The 23595-nt window shown below is 75.4% G+C and carries 26 protein-coding genes and 1 riboswitch; of the genes, 10 read left to right on the top strand and 16 right to left on the bottom strand.

The window, feature by feature from the left end; genetic code table 11:
• Positions 1 to 19: 19 nt before the first annotated feature.
• Complete coding sequence (locus QRT03_RS16495) at positions 20 to 3076, top strand: ATP-binding protein (protein WP_286054002.1); 3057 nt, start codon at positions 20 to 22, stop codon at positions 3074 to 3076.
• A 13-nt stretch (positions 3077 to 3089) separates the two neighbouring features.
• On the opposite strand, the gene QRT03_RS16500 is transcribed toward QRT03_RS16495, so the two are convergent.
• From QRT03_RS16500 to QRT03_RS16510, 3 genes are all read right to left on the bottom strand, one after another.
• Entirely contained in the window at positions 3090 to 3749 is a 660-nt protein-coding gene (locus tag QRT03_RS16500; protein WP_286054004.1) for a hemerythrin domain-containing protein, read from the bottom strand.
• A gap of 93 nt (positions 3750 to 3842) precedes the next feature.
• The gene (locus tag QRT03_RS16505) at positions 3843 to 4355 is read right to left on the bottom strand and encodes a hypothetical protein (RefSeq protein ID WP_286054005.1); all 513 of its coding nucleotides are present in this window, start codon (positions 4353 to 4355) and stop codon (positions 3843 to 3845) included.
• A gap of 27 nt (positions 4356 to 4382) precedes the next feature.
• A complete protein-coding gene (locus tag QRT03_RS16510) occupies positions 4383 to 5357 on the bottom strand; it encodes a D-2-hydroxyacid dehydrogenase family protein (RefSeq protein ID WP_286054006.1) in 975 nt (324 codons plus the stop codon).
• Between the two features lie 41 nt (positions 5358 to 5398).
• On the opposite strand from QRT03_RS16510, the gene QRT03_RS16515 reads away from it, so the two are divergent.
• The 4 genes from QRT03_RS16515 to QRT03_RS16530 all read left to right on the top strand — a co-directional run bounded on the left by QRT03_RS16515 (position 5399) and on the right by QRT03_RS16530 (position 8758).
• Positions 5399 to 6076 carry a hypothetical protein gene (locus tag QRT03_RS16515; RefSeq protein WP_286054008.1) on the top strand — a complete coding sequence of 226 codons (678 nt, stop codon included), beginning with the start codon at positions 5399 to 5401 and terminating at the stop codon, positions 6074 to 6076.
• Positions 6077 to 6209: 133 nt separating this feature from the next.
• A complete protein-coding gene (locus QRT03_RS16520; RefSeq protein WP_425604861.1) occupies positions 6210 to 7484 on the top strand; it encodes a cytochrome P450 in 1275 nt (424 codons plus the stop codon).
• Positions 7485 to 7562: 78 nt separating this feature from the next.
• Entirely contained in the window at positions 7563 to 8000 is a 438-nt protein-coding gene (locus QRT03_RS16525; RefSeq protein ID WP_286054012.1) for an SRPBCC family protein, read from the top strand.
• Positions 8001 to 8002: 2 nt separating this feature from the next.
• Positions 8003 to 8758, top strand: coding sequence for an alpha/beta fold hydrolase (locus QRT03_RS16530; protein ID WP_286054015.1), 756 nt, complete (start codon positions 8003 to 8005; stop codon positions 8756 to 8758).
• Here QRT03_RS16530 and QRT03_RS16535 read toward each other — a convergent pair.
• Complete coding sequence (locus QRT03_RS16535; RefSeq protein WP_286054017.1) at positions 8703 to 10115, bottom strand: MFS transporter; 1413 nt, start codon at positions 10113 to 10115, stop codon at positions 8703 to 8705. The genes QRT03_RS16530 and QRT03_RS16535 overlap by 56 nt on opposite strands.
• Positions 10112 to 11242, bottom strand: a complete 1131-nt coding sequence (locus tag QRT03_RS16540) for an epoxide hydrolase family protein (RefSeq protein WP_286054019.1) — start codon at positions 11240 to 11242, stop codon at positions 10112 to 10114. The genes QRT03_RS16535 and QRT03_RS16540 overlap by 4 nt, the downstream gene beginning before the upstream one ends.
• A 100-nt stretch (positions 11243 to 11342) precedes the next feature.
• On the opposite strand from QRT03_RS16540, the gene QRT03_RS16545 reads away from it, so the two are divergent.
• Positions 11343 to 11870 (top strand): CGNR zinc finger domain-containing protein, encoded by a 528-nt coding sequence (locus tag QRT03_RS16545; protein WP_286054021.1) that lies wholly within the window; start codon positions 11343 to 11345, stop codon positions 11868 to 11870.
• Between the two features lie 66 nt (positions 11871 to 11936).
• Here the strand turns inward: QRT03_RS16545 and thiG are convergent, their stop codons facing one another.
• From thiG to thiO, 3 genes are all read right to left on the bottom strand, one after another.
• Positions 11937 to 12692, bottom strand: coding sequence for a thiazole synthase (thiG, locus tag QRT03_RS16550; RefSeq protein WP_286054022.1), 756 nt, complete (start codon positions 12690 to 12692; stop codon positions 11937 to 11939).
• 1 nt (position 12693) lies between these two features.
• Complete coding sequence (thiS, locus tag QRT03_RS16555) at positions 12694 to 12894, bottom strand: sulfur carrier protein ThiS (RefSeq protein WP_286054023.1); 201 nt, start codon at positions 12892 to 12894, stop codon at positions 12694 to 12696.
• Positions 12891 to 13997 (bottom strand): glycine oxidase ThiO, encoded by a 1107-nt coding sequence (thiO, locus tag QRT03_RS16560; RefSeq protein WP_286054024.1) that lies wholly within the window; start codon positions 13995 to 13997, stop codon positions 12891 to 12893. The genes thiS and thiO overlap by 4 nt, the downstream gene beginning before the upstream one ends.
• Positions 13992 to 14102: riboswitch (TPP riboswitch) on the bottom strand. It overlaps the preceding gene by 6 nt.
• Positions 14103 to 14130: 28 nt before the next feature.
• Between thiO and thiE the strand changes: the two genes are divergently transcribed.
• Positions 14131 to 14769, top strand: a complete 639-nt coding sequence (gene thiE, locus QRT03_RS16565) for a thiamine phosphate synthase (protein ID WP_286054025.1) — start codon at positions 14131 to 14133, stop codon at positions 14767 to 14769.
• An 89-nt stretch (positions 14770 to 14858) separates the two neighbouring features.
• Here the strand turns inward: thiE and QRT03_RS16570 are convergent, their stop codons facing one another.
• Positions 14859 to 16055 (bottom strand): hypothetical protein, encoded by a 1197-nt coding sequence (locus QRT03_RS16570; RefSeq protein WP_286054027.1) that lies wholly within the window; start codon positions 16053 to 16055, stop codon positions 14859 to 14861.
• A gap of 208 nt (positions 16056 to 16263) precedes the next feature.
• On the opposite strand from QRT03_RS16570, the gene QRT03_RS16575 reads away from it, so the two are divergent.
• Positions 16264 to 17025: an SGNH/GDSL hydrolase family protein gene (locus tag QRT03_RS16575; RefSeq protein WP_286054029.1), complete on the top strand. Its 762-nt coding sequence runs from the start codon at positions 16264 to 16266 to the stop codon at positions 17023 to 17025.
• A 6-nt stretch (positions 17026 to 17031) separates the two neighbouring features.
• On the opposite strand, the gene QRT03_RS16580 is transcribed toward QRT03_RS16575, so the two are convergent.
• The 3 genes from QRT03_RS16580 to QRT03_RS16590 are packed head-to-tail and all read right to left on the bottom strand — an operon-like array spanning position 17032 to position 18824.
• Positions 17032 to 17685 (bottom strand): hypothetical protein, encoded by a 654-nt coding sequence (locus QRT03_RS16580; protein ID WP_286054031.1) that lies wholly within the window; start codon positions 17683 to 17685, stop codon positions 17032 to 17034.
• Complete coding sequence (locus tag QRT03_RS16585) at positions 17682 to 17855, bottom strand: hypothetical protein (protein ID WP_286054032.1); 174 nt, start codon at positions 17853 to 17855, stop codon at positions 17682 to 17684. Before QRT03_RS16585 ends, QRT03_RS16580 begins: the two co-directional genes overlap by 4 nt.
• A gap of 60 nt (positions 17856 to 17915) precedes the next feature.
• Positions 17916 to 18824, bottom strand: coding sequence for an alpha/beta fold hydrolase (locus QRT03_RS16590; RefSeq protein ID WP_286054033.1), 909 nt, complete (start codon positions 18822 to 18824; stop codon positions 17916 to 17918).
• A 101-nt stretch (positions 18825 to 18925) separates the two neighbouring features.
• On the opposite strand from QRT03_RS16590, the gene QRT03_RS16595 reads away from it, so the two are divergent.
• Complete coding sequence (locus QRT03_RS16595; RefSeq protein WP_286054034.1) at positions 18926 to 19588, top strand: TetR/AcrR family transcriptional regulator; 663 nt, start codon at positions 18926 to 18928, stop codon at positions 19586 to 19588.
• Here QRT03_RS16595 and QRT03_RS16600 read toward each other — a convergent pair.
• Genes QRT03_RS16600 through QRT03_RS16610 form a run of 3 tightly spaced genes read right to left on the bottom strand, consistent with a single transcriptional unit; the run spans position 19577 to position 21380 of the window.
• Positions 19577 to 20269, bottom strand: coding sequence for a DUF3159 domain-containing protein (locus QRT03_RS16600; protein WP_286054035.1), 693 nt, complete (start codon positions 20267 to 20269; stop codon positions 19577 to 19579). The two genes, QRT03_RS16595 and QRT03_RS16600, sit on opposite strands and share 12 nt — an antisense overlap.
• A gap of 30 nt (positions 20270 to 20299) precedes the next feature.
• On the bottom strand, positions 20300 to 20731 hold the full coding sequence (locus QRT03_RS16605; RefSeq protein ID WP_286054037.1) for a VOC family protein: 432 nt from the start codon (positions 20729 to 20731) through the stop codon (positions 20300 to 20302).
• 49 nt (positions 20732 to 20780) lie between these two features.
• Positions 20781 to 21380 (bottom strand): TetR/AcrR family transcriptional regulator, encoded by a 600-nt coding sequence (locus QRT03_RS16610; protein ID WP_286054039.1) that lies wholly within the window; start codon positions 21378 to 21380, stop codon positions 20781 to 20783.
• Positions 21381 to 21514: 134 nt separating this feature from the next.
• Between QRT03_RS16610 and QRT03_RS16615 the strand changes: the two genes are divergently transcribed.
• Positions 21515 to 22540, top strand: a complete 1026-nt coding sequence (locus QRT03_RS16615) for an AurF N-oxygenase family protein (protein ID WP_286054040.1) — start codon at positions 21515 to 21517, stop codon at positions 22538 to 22540.
• On the opposite strand, the gene QRT03_RS16620 is transcribed toward QRT03_RS16615, so the two are convergent.
• Positions 22480 to 23445 carry a TauD/TfdA dioxygenase family protein gene (locus tag QRT03_RS16620; RefSeq protein WP_425604849.1) on the bottom strand — a complete coding sequence of 322 codons (966 nt, stop codon included), beginning with the start codon at positions 23443 to 23445 and terminating at the stop codon, positions 22480 to 22482. The two genes, QRT03_RS16615 and QRT03_RS16620, sit on opposite strands and share 61 nt — an antisense overlap.
• Between the last annotated feature and the right edge of the window lie 150 nt (positions 23446 to 23595).

Consider the following 23595-nt stretch of genomic DNA (forward strand, 5'->3'; position numbering starts at 1 on the left):
CCTCCGTACGATCACCGGTGTGCTCGAGGTCCGGCTGCTCGGGACGCTGACCGCGTCGCTCGACGGGCGTCCCGTCGACCTCGGCAGCGCGCAGCGGCGGGCCCTGGTCGCGCGCCTGGCCGTGGCCGAGGGCGAGGTGGTGCCGGTCGACCGGCTCGTCGACGACCTCTGGGCCGGCGAGCCCCCACCCCGCGCCCTCGCCGGGCTCCAGGCCCACGTGAGCCACCTGCGCCGGGCGCTCGAACCGCACCGCAGGCCCCGCACCCCGGCGACGGTGCTCGTCAGCGCCGCGGGCGGGTACGCGCTGCACGCCGAGCTCGACGCGGTCCGGGCCCGGGAGCTCCGCCGGTCCGGGTCCGTCGCCGACCTGCGCGCGGCGCTCGCCCTGTTCTCCGGCCCGCCGCTCGCCGAGTTCGCGGACGCCGCCTGGAGCGTCCCGGAGATCGAGCGGCTGACCGAGCTGCGCCGCACGATCGTCGAGGGGCTCGCCGCCGTGGAGCCGGACCCGGCCGCCGTCGTCGACCTGCTCACCTCGCACGTCCGCGACGAGCCGCTGCGCGAGGAACCGGTCCGGCTGCTCGCCCGCGCGCTGTACCGCGGGGGACGCCAGGCCGACGCCCTCGCCGCGATCGGCGCCCTGCGCCGCCGGCTCGCCGACGAGCTCGGGCTCGACCCGTCGCCGGGCCTCGCCGAGCTCGAGACCGCGATCCTGCGACACGACCTCGGTGGCGGCGACGCGACCTCGCCGCCACCGGACGACGCTCCGCCGTCACCCGGGGAGGACCGTCCCGACGACGGGCCTGGCCTGGTCGGGCGCGACCCCGAGCTGGCCCGCCTGCGCGCCGTCGCCGACGCGGTCGCCGGCGGTCCCGGGCGACTCGCCCTGATCACGGGCGAGGCGGGCGCCGGGAAGTCCACGCTCGCCGAGCACCTCGCCGGGACCCTGGTCGGTCGCGGCTGGCACGGGGCGCGCGGTCGCTGCCCGGAGGTCGACGGGGCACCGCCGGGCTGGGCGTGGAGCGAGGTGACCGCGGACCTCCCCGGTGCGCAGCACCCGGCGCCGGACGCGGGCACCTTCCACGCCGGCCGCGCCCTCCTGACGACCGTCGCGGCCGCCGCGAAGCCCCTCGTCGTCGTGCTCGACGACCTCCACCGCGGCGACGAGGAGACGTGGCGGCTGCTGCGGGTGGTGGCGTCGGCCGCGGAGCCGGGCGTCCTCGTCGTCGGGACCTTCCGGCCCGACGAGGTGCCCGACGAGCTCCGCGCCACCGTCGCCGCCCTCGCCGCCGTCACTGCGGAACGCGTCGAGCTCGCCGGGCTCGACCCGGACGCCGTCGCCGCCCTCGTCGCCGCCGAGCACCTGGAGATCGACGACGAGGCCGCCCGCCGGATCGCGACGCGGACCGGCGGCAACCCGTTGTTCGTCCGCGAGGTCGCCCGGCTCGCGCGGACGGTCGGGCTGGACGCGGCGCGCAGCACCGTGCCGTCCGGGGTGCGCGACGTCCTGTCCCGGCGCGCGGCCCAGCTGCCCGCGGCCGCGCTCTCCACCCTGCGGCGCGCGGCGGTGCTGGGGCGCGACGTCGACGTATCCGTGCTCGTCGCGCTGGAGGGCGACGACGAGGACCGCGTGCTGGCCGCGTGCGAGGCCGGGGTCGTGACGGGGCTGCTGGTCGAGTCCGGGCCCGACGCCGTCCGCTTCGCCCACGACCTCGTCCGCGAGACCCTGTACGGCGAGCTCCCGAGGCTGCGTCGCGCGCGGGTGCACGCGGAGGTCCTCACGGTGCTCGAGGCGCGGCGCCCGGACGACCACGCGGCCCTCGCCCGGCACGCCCTGGCCGCGGGCCCCGTCGCCGGGGTCGACCGGGTCCTCGACCACGCCGAGCGGGCGGCCGGCGAGGCCCGGCGCGACCGCGTCCCCCGCACCGCCGCCGAGCTGCTCACCGGCGCGCTCGAGCTGGTCACCGACCCGGCGCGGCGCCTGCGACTGCGCTGCGCGCTCGCCTCGGCGCACTCCCACGCGGGCGCGGGAGCACCCGCCGTCGGGGAACGCGGTCGCGCGCTGGCGGAGGCCGCGCGGCGGGACGACCCGGCGGAACTGTTCGCCGCCACCACCTGTGTCGACGGACCGGTCACGTTCGCCCTCGCCGAGAACGGGGAGCTCGACCGGCCGCTGATCGACGCCGTCGGCCGCCTCCTCGGACGTGAGCTCCCGGACGACGACCGCGCCCGACTGCTGGCGATGCGCGCGTTCGCCTGGCACCCGCGGGAGCCGGAGCGCGCGGAGGCCGACGCCGACGCCGCCCTCCGCCTCGCACCCGACGACGACCCGGCCCTCCGCTGCCTCGTCCTGAACGCCCGCTTCTGGTCCCTGCTGCGGCCGGACCGCTGGCACGAGCTGGACGCCCTCGGGACGGAGCTGCTCGCCGTCGCCGAGGAGGCCGGCTCGTGGGGGCACCGGGTGGTCGGGCGGCACGCCCGGTTCCTGCACGCCTGCTACCGCGAGGACTTCGCCGCGGCCCGCGTCCAGGCCGCGACCGCCCTCTCCGAGGCCCCGGACGGTCAGCTCGCCGCCGTCCTCGGGTGGACCTCGGTCTTCGCCGCCCTCGAGGCGACGCTCGCCGGCCGCTACGACGAGGCGGAGCGGCTCTACCTCGGGTTCGGCGCGGAGATGACCGAGCGCGGTCTCGCCAACGCGTCCGTCCTCACCTTCGTCGGCCTCATCGGGGTCCGGCACGCCCAGGGCCGCCTCGGCGACCTCGCCCCGATGCTGGCCGCGGAGTACGCCACCCGGGGCGAGGTGGTCGCCGACGCCTACGCCGCCGCCCTCGCCGCGGCGGGACGCCTCGACGAGGCCCGGGAGGTGTGGCGCCCCGACATCCCGGTGAGCCGCGACTGGTGGTGGCTGCTGTGGACGGCGCTGCGGGCCGAGACCGCGCAGCGCCTCGGGGACACCGAGGTCGCCGCGACCTGCCGTCGGGACCTGGAGCCCTGGCGGGGCCATCTCGCCGGCGCGATGAGCGGGACGGCAACGCTGGGGCGTGTGGCTCCGCCAGGTGAGCACTCATTGTCGCGATAGCGACAATGTCTGCTCACCAGCGCAGCACATCCTTCTCCCGCCGGTAGCGCGGGAGGAGGAGCTTCATGACCGCCAGCAGCGGCTTCGGCGCGGAGGCGGTCATCGTCGCGAACTCCTCCTCGGTCGCGACGTCCACGATCCGCGGCAGTGCGTAGCGGATGCCGGCGCCGCCGCGCTGGGCGGCCTTCTCCACGGTCTGCCACTCCGCGAGGGGCACGTAGCGGCGGATGATCGGGAAGAGGTCGCGCTCCTCCTCGATGATGTGCTCGTCGAGCAGGTCCGCGAGGTGGGTCAGCCGCTCGGCCAGGACGTCGACCCGCCCGCCGGAGGCCGCCACCGCGAAGGCGGCCCGGATGTCGTCGAGCACCGGGTCGAGCGCGGCGTGGTCGTCGGAGAGCGGCGCGAGGTCGACCTCTGCGCCGGCGCGCCGCTCCAGGATCGGCCACAGGTGGTCGTCCTCGGTCGCGTGGTGGTGGTGGATGTCGAGGCACAGGCCTTCGATCCAGCGGCCGAACACCCGCCGTCGCCGACCCTCGAGCGGATCGGAACCGTCGGCCCAGGCGGCGGCGAGCCGAGCGAGGCCGCGGGCGTCGCGACGCATGATCCGGTGCGCGATCCGGATGCCGAGCAGGTCGGCGTCGGTGGTCAGGGCGGGGGCGGTGGTGGTGGTCATGGGAGCTCTCCTGGTTCACGGTGGGTGATGACGACGAGCGTGGCTCGGCCGACTTGGTGACGACTTGGCGGCGGACTCGGCGGCGGCGGTGACTCAGCCGAACAGCGCGCGATCGGCCCGGCGGGCGCGCCAGCCGCGGGGCGGTGCTTCCCGACGGCGGGTCGGGTCGGGCCGGCACGTGGCGGCGAGGGTGTCGAGGAGCTCGCCGAGCCGTTCGATCCGCCGGAAGTCGGCCGGGGTGGCGAGGGCGAGCGGTCGCGATTCGAGGGCGTGCAGCGCCGGACCGGCGGCGGCACGCAGGTCGTCGACGAGCACGTCGTCGATCAGGGCGGCGGCATCGGTACACAGCCGTCGGAGCCGGGTGCCGAGCAGGTCCGGCCGGCGCAGGGTCGCGGTGCCGTGGTGCAGGCCGCGGACGAGGTCCGCGAGCCGCGCGGCATCGTCGTGCAGCTCGTGATGCGCGAGCGTGGCGAACTGCTGACGTCCGGTGTCAGTCGTGGCACACGGCTGGCGCCCGGTGTCGGTGGTGGGCCGCGGCTGGCGGACGAGCCGCCCGACCGGCACCGGGACCCGTCGTCGGGACGGCGCGGGGAGGATCGCTGTCATGGACCCGACGATCGCCGGGCCCACTTGTCAGCGACTTGTCGCGACCTCCGGCCCCGCGATGAGCCGCGGGACCTCGCGGCCGGCGGCGAACGCCTCGATGTCCTCCAGCGCGTCGGCGTACATCGCGGCGTAGGTCTCCGCGGTGACGTAGCCGAGGTGCGGGGTCAGGACGGTGCGCGGCGCCGAGCGCCACGGCGAGTCGACCGGCAGCGGCTCGGTGCCGAAGACGTCGAGGCCCGCGCCACCGATCCGGCCCTCGGTCAGCGCGGCGAGCAGGGCGTCCTCGTCGACGATCGGCCCGCGCGAGGTGTTGATCAGCACCGCGTTCTCCGTCATGAGGTCCAGCTCCGCGCGCCCGACCAGGCCGCGGCTGCCCCGGGAGAGCTTCATGTGGATCGTCACGACGTCGGAGGTGGCGAAGAGCTCCTCCTTCGTCACCGGCGTGACGCCGACCGCCCGCGCGTCGTCCGGGTCGAGGTGGCGGCTCCACGCCACGACGTCCATGCCGAACGCCTGCCCGATCGCGGCCACCGGCTTCCCGATCCCGCCGAGCCCGACGACGCCGAGCCGGCGCCCCTTGAGGTCCCGCCCCAGCGAGCGCTGCCACCCGCCGTCGCGGACCCGCTTCTCCTCCTCGGGCACGTGGCGCACGACGGCGAGGATGAGCGCCCAGGTCATCTCGACGGTCGGGGCGTTGTCGTCCACCCCGCCGGTGCCCGCGACCGTGATGCCGTGCTCCGCCGCGGCGTCCATGTCGATCGCGGCGTTCGCCGGGCCCGTCGTCACGAGCAGCCGCAGGTTCGGCAGCCGTCCCAGGACGTCGGCGGGGAAGGCGGTCCGCTCACGCATCGCGACGAGGACGTCGAAGGGCTGCAGGGCCGCGACGACGTCGTCGGGTCCCCCGAGGTGGTCGGGGAAGGACGTCACCTCGGCGTGGAGGCGGTCCCAGTCCGCGATCGTGCGGGCGACCTGCTGGTAGTCGTCGAGCAGCGCGACCTTCATGGCTCGCGTATGCCCCTCGACGGAGGGGCACACACCGGAGCGTGAACCCGTTTCCCCCGCGCCGCACCCTCCTGCTCTACGCCGAGCGACCCGCCCGCCGGATGCTGCAGGTCCTCGCGGACCTGGGCGTCGCGGTGTGGGCGGTGCTCGTGGTGACCTCGGCGATCGCGCTGCACGACGTCGTCCTCACCCTGCAGGCGCCCGGGCGCGGGCTCACCGACGCGGGCGACCGGGTCCGGGGCGTGTTCACCGGCGCCGCCGACGCCGCGGGCGGGGTGCCGTTCGTCGGCGACCGGCTCGCCGGCGCGTTCACCCCGGGCGCGGACGCCGGGACCTCGCTGGCCGACGCCGGGCGCGCGCAGGTCGAGGCCGTCGCGGCGATCGCGACGGGGCTGGCGTGGCTCGTCGTCGTGGTCGCGGCCCTGCCGGTGGTGACGACGTGGTTCTGGCTGCGGCTGCGGTGGGTCCTGCGGGCCCGGCACGCGGCGGCGGCCCGGCAGCTCGACGTCGACCTGCTGGCCCTGCGGGCCCTGACGCGGGGAGCGCCGGGGCGCATCCGGCGCGCGGCGGGGCCCTCCGGTGACGCGGCGGGAGCCTGGCGACGCGGCGACCCGCACGTGCTGCTCCGACTGGCCGACGTCGAACTGGCACGAATGGGATTACGGGGTGCCACCTCGGTGACCACGTCCGGGGCACCGCTCACCCGGGGAGACCAGTGACACGAGCGAACTCACCTGTGTGAGACCCCGGTACGCCCTACCCTCACCCCGACTACCGGGCCGGATCGGACCGTACGGGAAGGTAGGGGGCGTGGTCACCGTGAGCAGGACGGGAACGGCCGTCACGCGCGGCCTGAACGCACTGCGCTCCCGGGCGACCGGGTTCGTCGCCCGCCACTACCTCGCGTGGCGCAGTCGCCGGGGCCTCGACCCGATGTCGCTGATCCCCGATCACGCCCTCATGCCGCTGCGCCGGAACGGTCTCGACCCGGTGCCCGCCCTGCGCGAGGCCCGCGAGGACCACCCGGTCCGCGACTTCCCGCTGCCCTTCGGGGTCAAGGCGTGGCTGGTCACCGGGCACGAGGAGGCCCGCGAGGTCCTCGGGCGCACCCAGGGCTTCTCCACCGACTTCGGGCACCTCGTGGGGCGGGCGGGCATCGGCGGGGGGCAGAACCCGGGCGGTCTGGGCTTCACCGACCCGCCGGAGCACACCCGGCTGCGTCGGCTGCTGACCCCGGAGTTCACCGGCCGGCGGCTGTCGCGGCTCGGCCCGCGCATCACCGAGATCGTGGAGGGCCGGCTCGACGCGATGGCCGAGCTGGCCGAGCGGGGCGAGGAGGTGGACCTGGTCCGCGACTTCGCGACCCCGATCCCGGCGCTGACGATCTGTGAGCTCCTCGGCATCCCCTACGACGAGCGGGACGAGTTCCAGGCCCTGTCGACGGCCCGGTTCGACCTGCTGTCCGGCGCCACGGCCGTCTTCGACAAGATCTCCGAGTCGCTGGTGTACCTGCGCGGCGTCGTCGAGCGGCAGCGGATCGAGCCGGGCGAGGGCCTGCTCGGCATGCTGATCCGCGAGCACGGCGACGAGCTCGACACCGACGAGCTGGCCGAGCTCGCCGACGGACTGCTGACCGGCGGGCTGGAGACCTCCGCGTCCATGCTCGCGCTGGGCTCGGTCATCGTGCTGCGGGACCCCGAGGTCGCGCGGATGGTGCGCGACGAGCCGGGCTCGGTGCACGGGTTCGTCGAGGAGCTGCTGCGCTACCTGACGGTGGTGCAGCTCGCGTTCCCCCGGTTCGCGACCGAGGACATGACGATCGGCGGGGTCGACATCGCCGAGGGCGACGGCGTGCTCGTGTCGCTCTCGGGCGCCGACCGCGACCCGCGCCTCACGCCGAACCCGGAGATCTTCGACCCGCGCCGCCCGCCGTCGCCGCACCTGGCCTTCGGCCACGGCATCCACCGGTGCATCGGCGCCGAGCTGGCCCGCATGGAGCTGCGCACCGCCTACCCGGCGCTGCTGCGGCGCTTCCCCGACCTGGCGATGGCCGACGACGAGCGGACCCTGCCGCTGCGCGGCACGTCGATCGTCTACGGGGTCGACGCGTTGCCGGTGACGCTGTAGCCCCCGCTGCGTCAGCAGTGCGGCCATGCTGACACTGGACGTCATGATCGCCGGTGGTACGGGCTACCCTCCGCTCCCGTGAGTGATCGCCAGGTCAGCCGGAGCATCGTCGTCGACGCCCCGCCGTCGGCCGTGTTCGAGGTCCTCGCCGACCCCCGCCGGCACGGCGAGTTCGACGGCTCCGGCACCGTCCGATCGGCGATCCGCGGCCCCGAGCGCCTGTCGCTGGGTGACACGTTCGGCATGAGCATGCGGATCGGCGTGCCGTACACGATCAGCAACACGGTCGTGGAGTTCGAGGAGGGCCGCCGCATCGCGTGGCGCCACGTCGGCCACCACCGCTGGCGCTACGAGCTCGAGCCGGTCGACGGCGGCACGCAGGTCACCGAGACGTTCGACTGGTCCGACTCGCGCGCCCCGCTGGTCCTCGAGCTGCTGCGCTACCCCGCCGTCAACACCCGCGCGATCGAGAAGACCCTCCCCCGCCTCAAGGCCTACCTCGAAGGTCGTTCCTGACGATGCCGTACGCGCCGCTCGGTCAGCTGCAGGTCTACTACGAGGAGCACGGCGACGGCGGCACCCCGTTGCTGCTCGTGCCCGGCGGGCACCTGACGATCGACCTGAACTTCGCCGGGGTCCTCCCCGAGCTCTCCTCCCGACGGCGGGTCGTGGCGGTGGAGCAGCAGGGCCACGGCCGCACGGCCGACATCGACCGCACGCCCACGATCCCCGCGCTCGCGGAGGACCTGCTCGGCCTGCTCGACCACCTCGGTCTCGACCGGGTCGACGTGTGCGGGTTCTCCCTCGGCGCGCTGTCCGCGATGGAGCTGGCGATCCGGCACCCGGAGCGGGTGCGGCGCCTGGTGTTCGCCGCCGGCTTCGTCCGGGCCGGCGGCTACCACGCCGACATCACCGACCCCGATCGCTGGGCGACCTCGACGCGCATGCCGACGAACGACGACTTCGCGGCGATGGCGCGCGAGCACGAGCGTCTCGCCCCGCCCGGGGCGGCGGGCATGGAGGCGGTCGGGGAGAAGCTCGGCCCCGTCGTCCAGGGCTTCACGGGCTGGTCCGACGACGAGCTCGCGCGGGTCGCGGCGCGCGTCCTCGTCATGATCGGCGACCACGACTTCGTCACCGTCGAGCACGCCGAGCTCACCCGTGACCTGCTGCCGGACGCGACGCTCGCCGTCGTGCCGAACTCGACCCACAACGGGCTCATGCACCGCGCCGACGTCGTCCTGCCGCTGGTCGAGGACCACCTGACCGATTGACGAGGACGAGCACGACGGCGGCCGCGGGCAGGAGCGCGACGGCCCCGAGCGCCCCGGACGTCCCGACGACGGCGAGCAGGCCACCCACCGCGGCCGGACCGACGGCCCCGCCCTCGAACACCACGAAGTTGAGCAGGCCGGCGGCGACGGTCCGGTCGTCCGCGGCCACGAGGTCCGGGACGAGGCCGGTGACGACGGCCTGCGCACCCGCGAACCCAACCACGGTCAGCGCCGTCCCCCCGACGGTGACGACGACACCCGCTCCCCCGACCGGGACGGCGACGAGCAGGACGCCCAGCGCCGTCAGCCCCGCGAGCCCGCCGAGGACCCGCCACGCGCCGAGGCGCTGCACCGTCGGGCCGACGATCCGCCCGGCCAGCACGGCGCAGGCCGCCGCGGGGACGAGCACGGCACCGGCGACGAGGCTGCCGCCGCCGACGGCCTGCTGCACGAGTGCGGGCGCCACGAACAGCACGCCGTAGTAGCCGGCGAAGACCGCACCGCCCGCCGCTCCCGCGACCACGAGCCCCGGCGCCGCGACCACGCGCCGCGGCACGAAGCCGTCGGGGCGGGTCCGCACACCCCGCCACACGACCGCGACCGCGACGACACCGGCGACGCCCACGACGGCGGCCACGCTCACCGGCAGCCCGACCGCGCGGGTCTGCAGCAGGACGACCGCTGCGGCGGCGACCGTCGTGAGGGCCGCGGCACCGGGTACGTCGGCCCGCCCGCCCGTCGGGTCGCGCGGTTCCGGAACCGCCCGGAGGGTCCCGCGGCCGAGGACCCCGACCAGGAGCAGGACGGGCAGGGCGATCGCCGGGAACGCGAGCACCACGCGCCATCCCGCCCAGGCGTCCAGTGCGCCGCCGAGCAGCGTGCCCAGGGCCGACGAGGTCCCGGTCGCGGCCGCGACCGTCCCGAGAGCGCGCAACCGGGCCCGGGCCGGGAGAGCGCCGGGCAGCGTGAACGCACCGATCGTGGCCGCCCCGGCACCGGCGCCACCGATCAGCCGGCCGACGACGACCACGGTCAGCGTCGGCGCGAGGGCGGCGACGACGGACCCGAGCGCCACCAGCGTCATGCCGGCGACGAGCAGCCCCCGAGGTCCCCGGCGGGCGGCCCACCGCCCGGCGAGCGGCATGGTGGCCGCCGACGTCAGGGCCCAGCCGGCGAGCACCCACGCCGTCGCCCCGAACGGCACCCCGAGGTCGTCGGCGACACGGGGCAGCGTCACCGACGGGGCGCCCACGGAGACGAACAGCGGCAGGACCGCCACCCCGAGCAGCAGGCCGAGCCGCGCACCGGTCCGTTCCGCCCCGTCGTCGTGACCCGGGGGAAGCGTGTCCTGGGTCATCCGCGGAACGCCGCCCGGAGCTCGCCGACGAGGAGGTCGGGCACCTCGAGCGCGGGGAAGTGTCCGCCGCGGTCGAGGACGTTCCAGTGATACAGCCCGGTGTAGCGCGCCTCGATCCACGCGCGCGGCAGCTTCGTCATCTCCGCGGGGAAGTACGAGACCGCGGTGGGCACGTCGACCGGCTCGGTGGCGTTGCCGAAGCTCGCCCAGCTCTCCCAGTACAACCGCGCCGAGGAGGCCGCGGACGCCGTCAGCCAGTAGGTCGTCACGATGTCGAGCACGCGGTCGACCGGCACCGCGCCGAAGCCGGGGCCGTCGGTCCACGCCTCGAACTTCTCGGCGATCCACGCGAGCTGCCCGGCCGGGGAGTCGACCAGGGCGTAGCCGAGGGTCTGCGGGCGAGTGCTCTGTTCTTCGGCGTAGCCGCGGTTCGTCCTGCCGTAGGCCTCGCCGGCGGCGAGCCACCCGCGCTCCTGGTCGGTCAGCGTCGCGTCGTCGACGCCGTCCGGCCGCGGCGCCCTCGGCATCGTCGTGTGCAGGGCCTCCACCCGGTCGGGATGGCGGACCCCGAGCGCCGTCGTGACCATCGCGCCCCAGTCGCCGCCGTGGGCGAGGAAGCGGTCGTACCCCAGCCGGGTCATCAGTTCGGCCCAGGCGTCGGCGATCGCCTCCACGCCCCACCCGGGACCGGTCGGTCTGTCGCTGAACCCGAAGCCGGGCAACGACGGAGCGACGACGTGGAAGGCGGGCAGCTCGTCCGAGCCGGGGTCGACCAGGGCGTCGACGATCCCGAGGACCTCCACGACCGAGCTGGGCCACCCGTGCGTCACGAGCAGCGGGCGGGCGTCGGCCCGCGCGGAGCGCACGTGCAGCAGGTGGATGCCGAGACCGTCGACCTCGGTGCGGAACTGGGCGTGCCGGTTGATCTCCGCCTCGACCCGACGCCAGTCGTGGTCGGAGAGCCAGGACCGCCGGAGTTCGGCCATCGTGTCGAGCGCGATGCCCTGCGACGGATCGGTGGCCGGCTCCGGGAACCGGGTCCGGCGCAACCGCTCCCGCAGATCGTCCAGGGCCGTCTCGGGGACGTCGAGCACGAAGGGCGTCAGGGTCTCGTCGTCGGTCGGCACACGGCCCTCCTCGTCGTGACACACTAAGAACAGTTCGCGTGTCACGTTAGGAGCCCGAGGAGTTACACGTCAAATGCTGAACGCGTATCACAGTGCAGGGGTGGACCTGGCCGTCGACCTCGCCAACACCCTCCGGCCGATCCGTGGGGAGGACCACCTCGACTCGACGGACGCCCTGCGCACGTTCCTCGAGGAGCACCTGCCGGACGACCAGCTCGACGAACCGCCAAACGAGCACGACCTCGAGGCGGTCCGGGCGGTGCGGGCCACGGTCCGTGAGGCGCTCGAACGGGCCGCCGAGGCCCCGGAGCTCGTCGCCCGGCTCGTCAACGAGGGGCTGTGCGAGCACCGGGCGGTCCCGCAGCTGCAGCGCGACGGGGACGGGTGGCGCCTCGACAACGTCGTGGAGGGCGGCGGGCACGCGGCTCGTCTGGCGGTGCGGGCGCTGGACGGGCTGGCCGCCGTCCTCGTCGAGTACGGGCCGGACCGCCTCGGCGCCTGCGCGTCACCGACCTGCCGGTCGACGTTCGCGGACCTGTCGAAGAACGGCTCCAAGCAGTACTGCAGCCGGGGGTGCGCCCACCGCGCGAGCGTAGCGGCCTACCGGTCCCGGCGACGGTCGTCGTGAAACCGACGATGCGGCGAATGTGCCGTCCAGCGTCAGCATGGCCGCACTGCTGACGTACGGGGCTCCTCAGCCCACCGCCGGCGACGACGCGTGCGCCCAGTACCGCCGCGGGATGCGCCCGGCGCTGCGGGCGAGGCGGCCCGACTCGACGGCGAGGCGCATCGCGGTCGCCATCGCCTCGGGGTCGGACGCGCGGGTCACGGCGGTGGCCAGGAGCACCGCGTCGCAGCCCAGCTCCATCGCCTGCGCGGCCTCGGACGCGGTGCCGATCCCGGCGTCGAGCACGACCGGCACGGTGGACGCCGCCACGATCATCTCGATGTTGTGCGGGTTCCGGATGCCCAGTCCGGTACCGATCGGCGAGCCCAGCGGCATCACCGCGGCACACCCGGCGTCGACCAGCTTCGATGCCAGCACCGGGTCGTCGTTCGTGTAGGGCAGCACCGTGAACCCGTCGTCGACGAGCTGCTCCGCGGCGTCGAGGAGCTCGATCGGGTCGGGCAGCAGCGTGCGGTCGTCGGCGATCACCTCGAGCTTGACGAGGTCGGTCTCCAGCGCCTCGCGAGCCAGGCGGGCCGTGAGCACCGCCTCGGCCGCGGTGTGGCAGCCCGCGGTGTTCGGCAGGGCCTCGATGCCCAGCCGCTCCAGCAGCGCGAGAACCCCGGGACCACCGCCCGCGTCGAGCCGGCGCATCGCGACCGTCGTCAGCGCCGTCCCGGACGCCACCAGCGACCGCTCCAGCACGGACAGGTTCGCCGCACCCCCGGTGCCCATGATCAGCCGGGAGCCGATCTTGCGACCCCCGATCACCAGGTCGTCCATCTCAGCCTCCCTGCACCGCGGTGAGCACCTCGACGACGCTGCCGTCGCGCAGCCGCGTCGACCGCCATGCCGCGCGCGGCACGACCTCGCCGGACACCGCGACCGCCACCCCGCGCTCCGGCACGCCGCGGGCGGCGAGCACCTCGGCCAGGGTCGCCTCCGGCCCGACCTCCGTCACGTCCCCGTTGACCAGCACGTTCACGTCGCCACCTCCACCAGGGGCCGAATGTCGTCCGGCACCGGACGACCGGCGAACACCGCCGCCATCACGTCCGCCGTCAGCGCGGTCAGCAGGATGCCGTTGCGCCCGTGCCCGAAGCACGCGACCAGCCCGTCCGGCCCACCCGGCACCGGCCCGAACACCGGCAGGTTGTCCGCGGTGCCGGGCCGGAAGGAGGCCGCCGACTCCTCCAGCGCGTAGTCGGCGATCCCCGGGAGCACCCGTTCGGCGTCGCCGAGCAGGTCGCGCACCCCCGCCACGGTCACGTCGGGGTCGAAGCCGACCTCGTACTGCGTCGCGCCGAGCACCAGCCGGTCGTCGTCGCGGGGCACCGCGTACACCGCCCGGCCCGACACAGCCGCCCGCACCGTGTGCCGCGGCGGCGGCAACGACCCCGCCCGCGCCCGCAGCCGCAGGATCTCGCCCTTCACCGGGCGCACCAGGTCGGCCAGCGCGGGGTGCAACGTCGCCGACCACGCGCCGGCGGCCACCACGACGCGCTCGGCCGCGAGCGTGCCCGAGTCCAGCTCCACCCCGCCGTCCACCACCGCGTGCACGCTCTCCCCGCGCTCGACCACGCCCGCCGTCCGCGCGGCCTCGCGCAGCGCCCCGAGCAGCAGGCGGTTGTCCACCGCGAGGTCGTCCGGCACGGCGATCCCGGCCCGCACGGCCGGTCCCAGTGCGGGTTCCCGACGACGGGTCTCGCGTCCGGTCAGGCGCTCGGCGTCGCGGCCCCAGTCACGCAGGTGTGCGACGACCCGGTCCAGGTCCTCGCGGTCTGCCGCGTCGACGACCACCGCGAGCGTGCCCTCGGTGCGCAGCCCGACCCGTCGTCGGGAAGCCCGCTCGACCTCCGCCGCGAAGGCGGGCCAGCGGGCCAACGACGCGGCGCCGAGGTCGAGCAGCTCGCGCTCGCCGGGCCACGCCTCCGTGATCGGCGCGAGCATCCCGCCCGCCACCCACGAGGCCCCGGAGCCCGGGGCGGGGTCGACGAGGACGACCTCTGCCGCGGCGTGGTCCCGCGCGGCGACCCAGGCCGCCGTCGTGCCGACGACGCCGGCCCCGACGACGACGATGCGCTCCATGAGACAGCCCCTCCCTGCGCCGGCATGACCCGGATCAGGTTCGGCGGTCGGGACCTCGTGGGGTCCCCTCTCAGCCCGGCTCTCCGGGCTCCCGCGGTTGCCCGACCAGCCTACGCGCTAGCGTCGGGAGCCGATGGACACGCGCGCACGCCTGGCCGACGCCCGGCTCTACCTGTGCACCGACTCCCGCCGCGAGCAGGGCGACCTCGCAGCGTTCGCGGACGCGGCCCTGCGCGGCGGGGTGGACGTCATCCAGCTGCGGGAGAAGGGGATCGAGGCGGCGCAGGAGATCGAGGCGCTCGAGGTCCTGCGCGACGCCGCCCGCCGGCACGGGGCACTGTTCGCGGTCAACGACCGCGCCGACGTCGCGCTCGCCGTGAGCGCCGACGTGCTGCACCTGGGCCAGGACGACCTGCCGGTCGAAGTGGCCCGGCGCATCGTCGGCGACGAGGTGATCATCGGGCGGTCCACGCACGACGAGCAGCAGGCCCGTGCCGGCGCCGCGGAACCCGGCGTCGACTACCTCTGCACCGGCCCGTGCTGGCCCACCCCGACGAAGCCCGGCCGCCCCGCCCCCGGCCTGGACCTGGTCCGCGCCACCGCCGGCGAGAAGCCCGACCGTCCGTGGTTCGCCATCGGCGGCATCGACCACGACCGGCTCGGCGAGGTCCTCGACGCCGGAGCCACCCGGGTCGTGGTCGTGCGGGCGATCACCGGCGCGGACGACCCGGAGGCGGCCGCCCGGTCCCTGGCGGAGGCCCTGCGCACCTGAGCTGCCCCCGGAACGAACGAACGGCACCCTCGCAGCTTCTACGTGCGCGAGAGTGCCGTTCGTTCCGAACCGGTGCTGGGCCGTCCGGCCTAGTTGCCGCTGCCGTTCTGGTTGCCCAGGCCCGGCAGGACGCTCTGCAGCGGGTTCTGCTGCTGCGACCGCGAGGTCGTCGTGGAGGGCGCCCGGGTGGTCGAGGACGGGGCCTGCGTGCCCTGCTCGTTCCCGGTGTCACCGCTCTCGTCGGACGGGGTCGTGGTCGTCGCGTCCGAGCCGGAGTCCTGGTCGGTGGAGGACTCGGTGGTCGCGGGCGCGGCCGTGTCCTGGCCGAACAGCGACCCGACGGAGGTCCCCGACGACCCGCCGGACAGCGGGTGCCCGGTGGCCGACTCGACCGCGAAGCTCGCCAGGAGGCCGATGACGAAGACGCTGACGGCGACCCCGCCGAGCGTCACCCACGTCTTCCAGCCGAACCGGCGGTACCACGGCGTCCGGTCCTCGACGGCCGCGGCGAGGGCCGTGGGGTCGTCACCGCCGGGGCCGTGCATGAGGTGGGTCGTCGCCTGCCCGCCGGGGGGCGAGAACGGACCGGTCATCCCCATGCGTTGCGTCGGCTGGGCCATCGGCCGGCCGTCCGGGCCGAGCGGCGGCACGACCTGGGTCGGGGTGCCGCCGTCCGGGGTGCGGGCGCCCGGGATGGCCCGCGTCGGGTCGGCGGGGCCCGGCACGGGGCGACCCTGGGCGTCCAGGCGGGTCGTCACGGTGCGTCCGCCGGTGCGGAGCTGCTGCGGCTGGGCGGGGACGACGGTGCCGTCGGCCAGCCGGCGGGTCGGGACGCCGGCCGACACGGGCGCGCCGTGCGGCGGCGACATCGGTGGGCCGCCCTGCTGCGGCGGGATCCCCGGCCGACCGGGCACCGGGCCACCGGGGCGCGCAGCCCCGGGCGCGGCCGGGCGGCCGGGCTGACCGGCCTGCGGGCCCGGCGACTGGCCGGTGGCCCGCGCGACGGCGTTGGCCACCTTGCCCCCGGCGGCCTGGTTCACCACCAGTCGGGACTTCACCGCGTCGCGGGTGCGCTCCAGCGAACGCTGGTAGAGCGCCGCGCCCACGGTGGAGATCACGGAGGCGGCGGCGGCGCCGCCGATGGTGCCGATGACGCCGAGGAACGACCCGAGGATGGCCGCGGTGGCCGCCGCGAGGGCGCCGGCGACGATCTGCGGGATCGTCAGACCGGTCGCGGACTTCTTCTCCGTCGGGTCGTCGGCGGTGCTGGTGGTCGCGTCGGGCATGGCTCCCAGGGCTCGCGGTCACGTCGGGACGTCGGGCTCGGATGACCCTTCCGGGCTCACCCACGTCGTAGGACGTCTCCACGATGCCAGCGTGGTCGTGGGGTGAGAACCTTCACCCCCTCGCCCGATGAACCCGGTGCCGGGAGGCACCGATTGAGCCGGACGGGTCACGACGACACCGCGGAGCGGACGCGGGATGATCCGGGGCATGTCCTGGAGCACCTTCGTCGCCCTCGGCGACAGCTTCACCGAGGGCGTCGGCGACGTCGACCCGAGCACGGGCACCGAGCGCGGGTGGGCCGATCGCGTCGCCGAGCACCTCGCCCGCCTCGACCCGGCGCTGCGCTACGCGAACCTCGCGGTCCGCGGCCAGCTGCTCGACCAGATCGTCGGGCACCAGCTCGATCCCGCGATCGCCATGCACCCCGATCTCGTCAGCATCTGCGCCGCGGGCAACGACCTGCTGCGGCCCTCCGCCCGTCCGGCCGACCTCGCCGCGCGTCTCGACGCCGCCGTCGCCCGGCTCTGCGACTCCGGCGCCGACGTGCTGGTGTTCACCGGCTTCGACACCCGGTCGACGCCGGTGGTCGACCTGGTCGGGCGCCGGCTCGCCACGATGAACGAGCACATCCGCGAGATCGCCGCCCGGCGCGGCGCCCGGCTCGTCGACCTCTGGACGATGGACACCCTCGCCGACCCCCGCGCCCGCGCCGACGACCGGCTGCACCTCAACGCCGAGGGCCACCGCCGGGTCGCGGTCCGGGTGTGCGAGGTCCTCGGGGTGCCGGTCGACGAGGACTGGCGCGACCCGTGGCCCCCGCTCGCGCCCACGCCGTGGGTGCGCCGGCGCGAGGAGGACCTGCGCTGGGTCCGGGGCCACCTGGTCCCGTGGGTGAGCCGTCGGCTGCAGGGCCGGTCGACCGGCGACGGCCGCCCGCCGAAGCGCCCGGAGCCGGCGCCGGTGCGCTGAGCCGCGTCACCAGCGCCGGCCGACGAGGTCCTCGACGGCGTCGGCGAAGCGTGCGTGGGCGGTGTGGTCACCCTCCCGACGCCCGGCCAGACCGCGCACCGCCTCCGCCGCGACCGCCCCGGCGAGCCGGTCGTCCGGGAAGTACCCGTCCGCGGGTGACCCCGACGGGACGACGACCGGCACCCCGTAGTGCTGCTTCAGCCGGCGCGCCGGCTCCGCCGGCGAGGCCGACGACACCTCGGTCGCGGCCGGCAGGCCGTACCCGACGTCCGGGAGGGGCCGGCGACGGAGGAGCCGCTGTGAGACGCCCGGCCGCCCGGCAGGCAGCAGGAAGAGCAGCAGCGGGTAGGCGAACTGCGCCCGGAACCCGTGCGCGTGCTCGACGACGCGGCCCCACAGCGCCGTGCACCCGACCACCCGGCCCTGCCCCCGCGACTCGCGGTGCAGACGCGGCAGCTCGTCCATGGCGTAGAGCCCGCACCGGCACGGCAGCGACGGGGACGGGGCGCACCCGCGGGAGCAGGTCGCCGTCATCGGTCGACGGGGCGGCCAGAACACCGGCCGCAGCGGCGAGACGAGCAGCGGCCCCTCCCTCGTCTCCGCGAGGTCCCACACCCGCCAGCCGGCGACCGGCTCCGCGAGGTCCGGGACCGAGGTCACACCCGGGCCGGCGACGCGGCACCGGGGTCGTCGGGCCTCCGGGCCACGTCGGGCCCGGGCACGCGGACGTCCGGCCCGTCGGACCTCGGCGCGCCCGCCGGGTCGCCGTCGGGCAGGGGGCTCACGACGGGCTCGACGAGGAGCTCACGCACGGGGCGGTCGATGTTCACGACAGGCCTTCCCGTCACTCGAATGGTCTAGTGAGGACGCTACCCCGGACGTGAGCGGGCTCACCATCCGCCGCTCGGCCCATTCCCGCGACGGTCGGCGTTCGCCCGGATCCGATCCGCGAAGCGGCCCCAGAGGGGCGCGGGCAGATCATGGCCGAGCCCGGGCACGATCTCGAGGTGGGCGCCGGGGACGGCGCGCGCGATCGCGCGCGCGGCGCTCGGACGGACGACCGGATCGCGGTCGCCGTGCAGCACCAGGGTCGGCGCCCGCAGGTCGCGCAGGCGGGGACCGTGCCAGGGAGCCCGCAGCATGCGGGACTGGGCCTGGTCGTCGCGCACGCCCTCGACCGGGACGGCGGCCAGGGCCTCCCGCACGGCGCGCTCGTCGACGGGGTAGGCCGGCGAGCCACTGAGCCGGGCGACCGCTACAGCGGTCTCGAGGTCGCCCTCGGGCGTGGCCGGGAAGTCCAGCGCGGCGGTGCGCCGGATGAAGTCGAGGTGCAGGTGGCGCAGGACGGACAGGCGTCCGGCGTCGCTCGGCACCGCACACATCGAGGTGACGCTCGCGATGCGGTCCGGATGCCGCAGGGCGAGGCGCTGCGCGACCAGTCCGCCGAACGACATCCCGAACACCGAGGCGCGGTCCCACCCCAGGGCGTCCAGCACGGCCACGGCGTCGTCGGTGAGGTCCTCGGCGCTGTAGGCCGGCTCCCCGCCACCGAGCAGGGCCCGCCAGGGGGCGGGACGGCGCGCGCCGGTGAAGCGGGTCGAGGCCCCGACGTCGCGAGGGTCGTAGCTCGCCACGCGGAACCCGACCTCGGTGAGGGCGCCGAGGAACCCGGCCGGGTAGGCGAGGCGCCCGCCGCCGAGCCCGGCGACGACCAGGAGCGGCCACCCCCCGGAGCCGCCGTGGTCGAGGTAGGCGAGGTCGACGTCTTCGTGGTGCGCGACCTGCAGCGGTGGTGACACGACCCCTCCTTCGGGATCATCGTTCGCGAACGATGTACCCGAAAGCTAGCCTGCTAGCGTCCTCCTTCGCAAACGGTGGTCGCGAACGAGGAGCGCAGAGCGTGCCCCCATCGGTCTGGCTCCGCCCGGAACGCGCCGCGGTCGGCCGTCCCGCGCGCCGCAGCCGCGCCGAGATCACCGCGGCGGCGGTCGCCGTGGCCGACCGGGACGGCGCGGAGGCGGTCTCGATGCGCCGGGTGGCCGCCGAGCTGGGGACCGGCGCCGGGACCCTCTACCGCTACGTGGAGACCCGCGACGAGCTGCTCGACCTCATGGCCGACCACGTCGCGGGCGAGTACGCGTTCGCCGCGCCCACCGGCGACTGGCTCGACGACCTGGTCGACGTGGGCCTGCAGGCCCGGGGCATCCACCGTCGGCACCCGTGGCTCGCGGAACGCGTCCTCACCGCTCCCGGGACCGGTCCGCACGGTGCCGACCTCGTCGAGCACCACCTCGCGGTGCTCGCGGACCACCCGGCCGACGACGCCGCCAAGCTCGTCGCGCTCGGCGTCCTCTCCGCGCTGGTCGCCACCTTCGCGCGTGCGGAGCACGCCGGGCGCGACCTGGAGCGCAACGCCGAGTACATGGCGCACGTCGCCGCCGCGGGCACCCACCCGCACATCAGCGCCCTCGACGCCCCGCCACCCGACCCCGCCCACGACCCCCTGCCGGGCGTCCTCCGCGGGGTGCTGACCGGCCTGCTGCCGACCGGCTCAGGGAGCTGAGCCGCGCGACCCGTCGTCGGGAAGGGCCTGGGGGGTGACGGGGTGGCGCGGACCGGGGTGTCCGGGCGGGAGCGCGGAGCGCACCAGCGGCCAGGAGCCCAGGACGCAGAGCACCACGAGCGGCCAGGTCAGCACGACCTGGGCGATCCCGAGCGCCACGGTGGCCCCGGACGCCCAGAGGGGCAGGAAGACCACGAGCCGCAGCGCGTACTGCGCGGCCCACAACCAGCTGGCCCGGCAGTAGCCGCGCACCAGGTCCGGGTCGTCGCGCCAGGCGCGCGGCTTGCCGAGGGCGGCGCCGACGACGAGGCCGAGCAGCGGCCAGCGCAGGGCGATCGACACCAGCCAGGCGGCGAGGGACCCGGCGTTGGCGACGATCCGGGGCAGGAAGAAGTCCTGCGCGCGCCCGGTGTAGAGGGCGATCAGGGTCGCGACGACCGCGATCAGCAGCCCGACGGCCGCACCACGCGGACGCTCGCCACCCCGCCAGCGCACCACCGCGACGACCAGCGCGACCGCCACCGCGGCGAACCCGCCGAGCAGGATCGGCTCCCACCAGCCGAGCCAGGTGCCGACGAGCCACACGACGACGAAGGCGGCCGAGGGGACCACGGCGTCGACGACCCCGCGTCCGGAGGCGGACAGGATGTCCCAGAGCGGGTCGTCCCGGCGGCGCAACACGGCCCCAGCTTAGGCTGCCCTCAGCCCTGCTCAGTCCCGCAGGACCCCGGCGCCCATCGCCCGGAACTCCGGCGACGGCGTCGACGGGGACGAGACGTCGACCAGCAGACCGTTGGGGTCCGTGACCAGCATCCGGCGCCGTCCGTAGAACTGGTCCCGCGGCGGCGCGACGACCGGGATGTGCTGGCGGCGGGCCTCCACGTGCAGGGCGTCGACGTCGTCCACGACGAAGGTCAGCACGATGCCGGCGGGGTCGGCCCGGTAGGGCGGGGGGACGGCCTCGTGCCCGACCGCCCAGATCCCGAGCTCGCACACCGAGCCGTCGGGGTCCTCCGGGGTGCGCAGCGCCACGTGGAAGTCGCTGTCGAAGGCGACCTCGAAGCCCAGCAGGCGGACGTAGAAGTCCCGGGTCTCGGGCAGGCGGTCGGTGAGGATCGTCGGGAACGCGCGGCGCAGCGCCATCGGCAGCCCTCCTGGCTCGGTGTCACCCCATCATGGGTGATCGGGCCGATCAGGCGGTGTCCACCCCCACCGTGTCGAGCGCCTCGACCGCCCGGGACCCGATCGTCACGCCGATCACGGCCCAGCACGCCTCGGTCAGCTGCGCCCCGAGCTGCTCGACGGTGAACCCGTGCGGCTCGTCGAGCCAGTGCGCCGCCGCTGCGTCGACCATCCCGATGAGCCCCCAGGCCAGCGGGTGGGCGGTGGCGGGCGGGATCTCCGCGCCCAGCGAGCCGTCGACGAGCATCTGCGTGACGTGCGCGGAGACCACGCTGCGGACGTTCGTGCTCGCGGACTCCACCGAGTCGCCGCCGGTGGGCAGCGAGTTCCGCTTGAGGTACAGGTAGACGTTCGCGTGCTCGGCGAGCCAGCGCAGGTGCGCCGCGATCGCCCGCTCGAGCATCTCCCGCGGACGCCCCGACGGCCGCCACACCGGCTCGAGCTCGGTGACCAACCGCTCCACCGAGCGGGCCGCGATCGCCGCCTGGAGGTCGTCCTTGCCGTCGAAGTGCCGGTAGAGACCGGGCCGGGACACGCCGGCCTGGCCGGCGATCTGCTCGGTGGTCACGTCGGGGCCGTGCTCCTCGATCGCGACCACGGCAGCGTCCACCAGCTCGAGGCGCCTCGCCTCCCGATGCCCCGCCCAGCGTCGGGTCCTGCCATCCATGATTCGTCCAGCGTGCCGCCGACTCACGAGTAACGACAACTATGCGGAACACTGTGTACGGGGTACAGTCGGTCAGCATGACGATCCTGGACCGGGACGCGACCGCGAGCCGCCTGCTGACCGCCAGCGCCCGCCACACGCTCGACCCGTCGATCGAGGTGGACTGGGACGCCCCGGTCGACCCGGCGGGCTGGGCGGTCCCGCCGGAGCGGGTGTCGCTGCACGGGACGCAGTTGTGGGACGACCTCGACCCCGACCAGCAGCGGGAGCTGGCCCGCCACGAGGCCGCAAGCCTGCTCTCGGTGGGCCTGTGGTTCGAGGTGATCCTCATGCAAATGCTGGTCCGGCACGCCTACGCCCTGGACCTGCGCCTCCCGCACTCGCAGTACGCGCTCACCGAGGTCGGCGACGAGACCCGGCACTCGGTGATGTTCGCGCGCGCGGTCGACGCGCTCGGGTGCCCGGACTACCGCCCGCACGGCCGGCTGCACCGCCTCGGCGGGATCTACGGGCACCTCGGCTCCGGCGCCTCGATGTTCGCCAGCGTGCTCGTCGCGGAGGAGGCCACCGACCGGCTGCAGCGCGAGTCGATGCACGACGAGCGCGTCCTGCCGCTCATGCGGGCGGTCGCACGCGTGCACGTGGTCGAGGAGGCGCGCCACGTCCGGTTCGCGCGCGAGGAGCTCGCGCGGATCGTCCCGACCCTCTCGCGCGCCGAGCTCGCGCGGGAGCGCTGGCTGACCGCGCTGGTCTCGACGGAGGTCGTCAACTCGCTGTGGCAGGCCCGCCTCTACCGCAGCGTCGGGATCTCCGGGCGCGTCGGCCGTCGTGCGGCGCTCGCCAACCCCGAGCACACCGCGACCAGGCGGTTCATGACGGAGAAGGTGCTCGGCTTCCTCGACGACGTCGGCATGGTCGGCGGCGCGTCGGAGCAGGTGTGGAAGCGGGCGGGCTGCGCTGATCGGCGGCACCCCCGCCTGAACGAACGGCACCCTCGCGCGCATAGACGCTGCGAGGGTGCCGTTCGGTCGTTCGGGGCGACTCAGTACGGCTTGCCGCCCAGCACCGCGACGCGCTCGGCGACGCGGACGTGGGAGCCGTAGTCGCCCACGGCGTAGTGCTGGGTGGCGCGGTTGTCCCAGAACGCGACGGTGCCCTCGGCCCAGCGGTACCGGACCTGGAACTCCGGGGTGTGCGCCTGGGCGAACAGGTGCCGCAGCAGCGCGTCGGACTCGGCCTGCTCCATCCCGACGATGCGGGTGGTGAAGGCGGCGTTGACGAACAGCGTGCGCCGGCCCGTCTCCGGGTGGATCCGCACGACGGGGTGGGTCACCGGCGGGAAGGTGTCCTCGAGCGTGCGGAGCTTGTCCTCGGGCAGGAACCGCGCGAACCCGGGCACCATGTCGTGCACCGCGACCGCGTCGTCGATCCGTGCCCGCACCTCGTCGGTGAGGTTGTCGTACGCGGCGGCCATGTCGGCCCACATCGTGTCCCCGCCGAACGGCGGCGTCGTGATCATCCGCAGCACCGCCCCCATGGCGGGCGCGCGGCGGAACGACGTGTCGACGTGCCAGATGTTCTCGTAGGTCTGCGGGCCGTCGCCGCCCTTGGCGAAGCGCACGACGCTCGGGTCCTCGCCCGCCTCGAGCAGCGGGTTGGTCTCCAGCTCGCCCCACTGCCGCGCGAACGCGCGCTGCTCGGCGGACGAGATGTCCTGTCCGGGGAAGAACAGCACCTTCCAGTCCAGCAGGGCCCGGTTGAGCTCGAGGCGCATCTCGAAGTCCAGCGGCTGCGCGAGGTCGACGCCGGTGACCTCGGCGCCGAGCGCCACCCCGACCGGGGTGAGGGTGAAGCCCTCGTACCGACACCGGTCCGGCCCGTCGCCCTGCAGGGGGCGCAGGAGGCGCCGGCCCTCGAGGAGGTCGATGGCGGGGGTGGCACGCGGTCGGTCGGTGATCGCGGTGCCGACCTCGCCGGTGGGCTCACCGGGATCGAGGAGGGTCGTCACGTCCACCGATCTTGCGTGGTCCGACGGCCGGGCACAACCGGTCGGCGTGTGGCGCTCACCGGCGACCGCCCGACACGGGGTCCGTACACGCCCGACACGTCACCGACACGGAAAGACGATCACCTACACGGCACCGAGGGGGACGAACCA

It is taken from the genome of Actinomycetospora termitidis (assembly GCF_030286555.1).
GTDB classification, from domain to species: Bacteria; Actinomycetota; Actinomycetes; order Mycobacteriales; family Pseudonocardiaceae; genus Actinomycetospora; species Actinomycetospora termitidis.

Coding starts and splice junctions, on each gene's coding strand:
- QRT03_RS16500 (WP_286054004.1), bottom strand. CDS start 3,749: ATGACCACCACCACCGCCCCCGCCCTGACCACCGACGCCGACCTGCTC.
- QRT03_RS16505 (WP_286054005.1), bottom strand. CDS start 4,355: ATGACAGCGATCCTCCCCGCGCCGTCCCGACGACGGGTCCCGGTGCCG.
- QRT03_RS16510 (WP_286054006.1), bottom strand. CDS start 5,357: ATGAAGGTCGCGCTGCTCGACGACTACCAGCAGGTCGCCCGCACGATC.
- QRT03_RS16530 (WP_286054015.1), top strand. CDS start 8,003: ATGCCGTACGCGCCGCTCGGTCAGCTGCAGGTCTACTACGAGGAGCAC.
- QRT03_RS16535 (WP_286054017.1), bottom strand. CDS start 10,115: ATGACCCAGGACACGCTTCCCCCGGGTCACGACGACGGGGCGGAACGG.
- thiG (WP_286054022.1), bottom strand. CDS start 12,692: ATGGACGACCTGGTGATCGGGGGTCGCAAGATCGGCTCCCGGCTGATC.
- thiO (WP_286054024.1), bottom strand. CDS start 13,997: ATGGAGCGCATCGTCGTCGTCGGGGCCGGCGTCGTCGGCACGACGGCG.
- thiE (WP_286054025.1), top strand. CDS start 14,131: ATGGACACGCGCGCACGCCTGGCCGACGCCCGGCTCTACCTGTGCACC.
- QRT03_RS16570 (WP_286054027.1), bottom strand. CDS start 16,055: ATGCCCGACGCGACCACCAGCACCGCCGACGACCCGACGGAGAAGAAG.
- QRT03_RS16575 (WP_286054029.1), top strand. CDS start 16,264: ATGTCCTGGAGCACCTTCGTCGCCCTCGGCGACAGCTTCACCGAGGGC.
- QRT03_RS16605 (WP_286054037.1), bottom strand. CDS start 20,731: ATGGCGCTGCGCCGCGCGTTCCCGACGATCCTCACCGACCGCCTGCCC.
- QRT03_RS16615 (WP_286054040.1), top strand. CDS start 21,515: ATGACGATCCTGGACCGGGACGCGACCGCGAGCCGCCTGCTGACCGCC.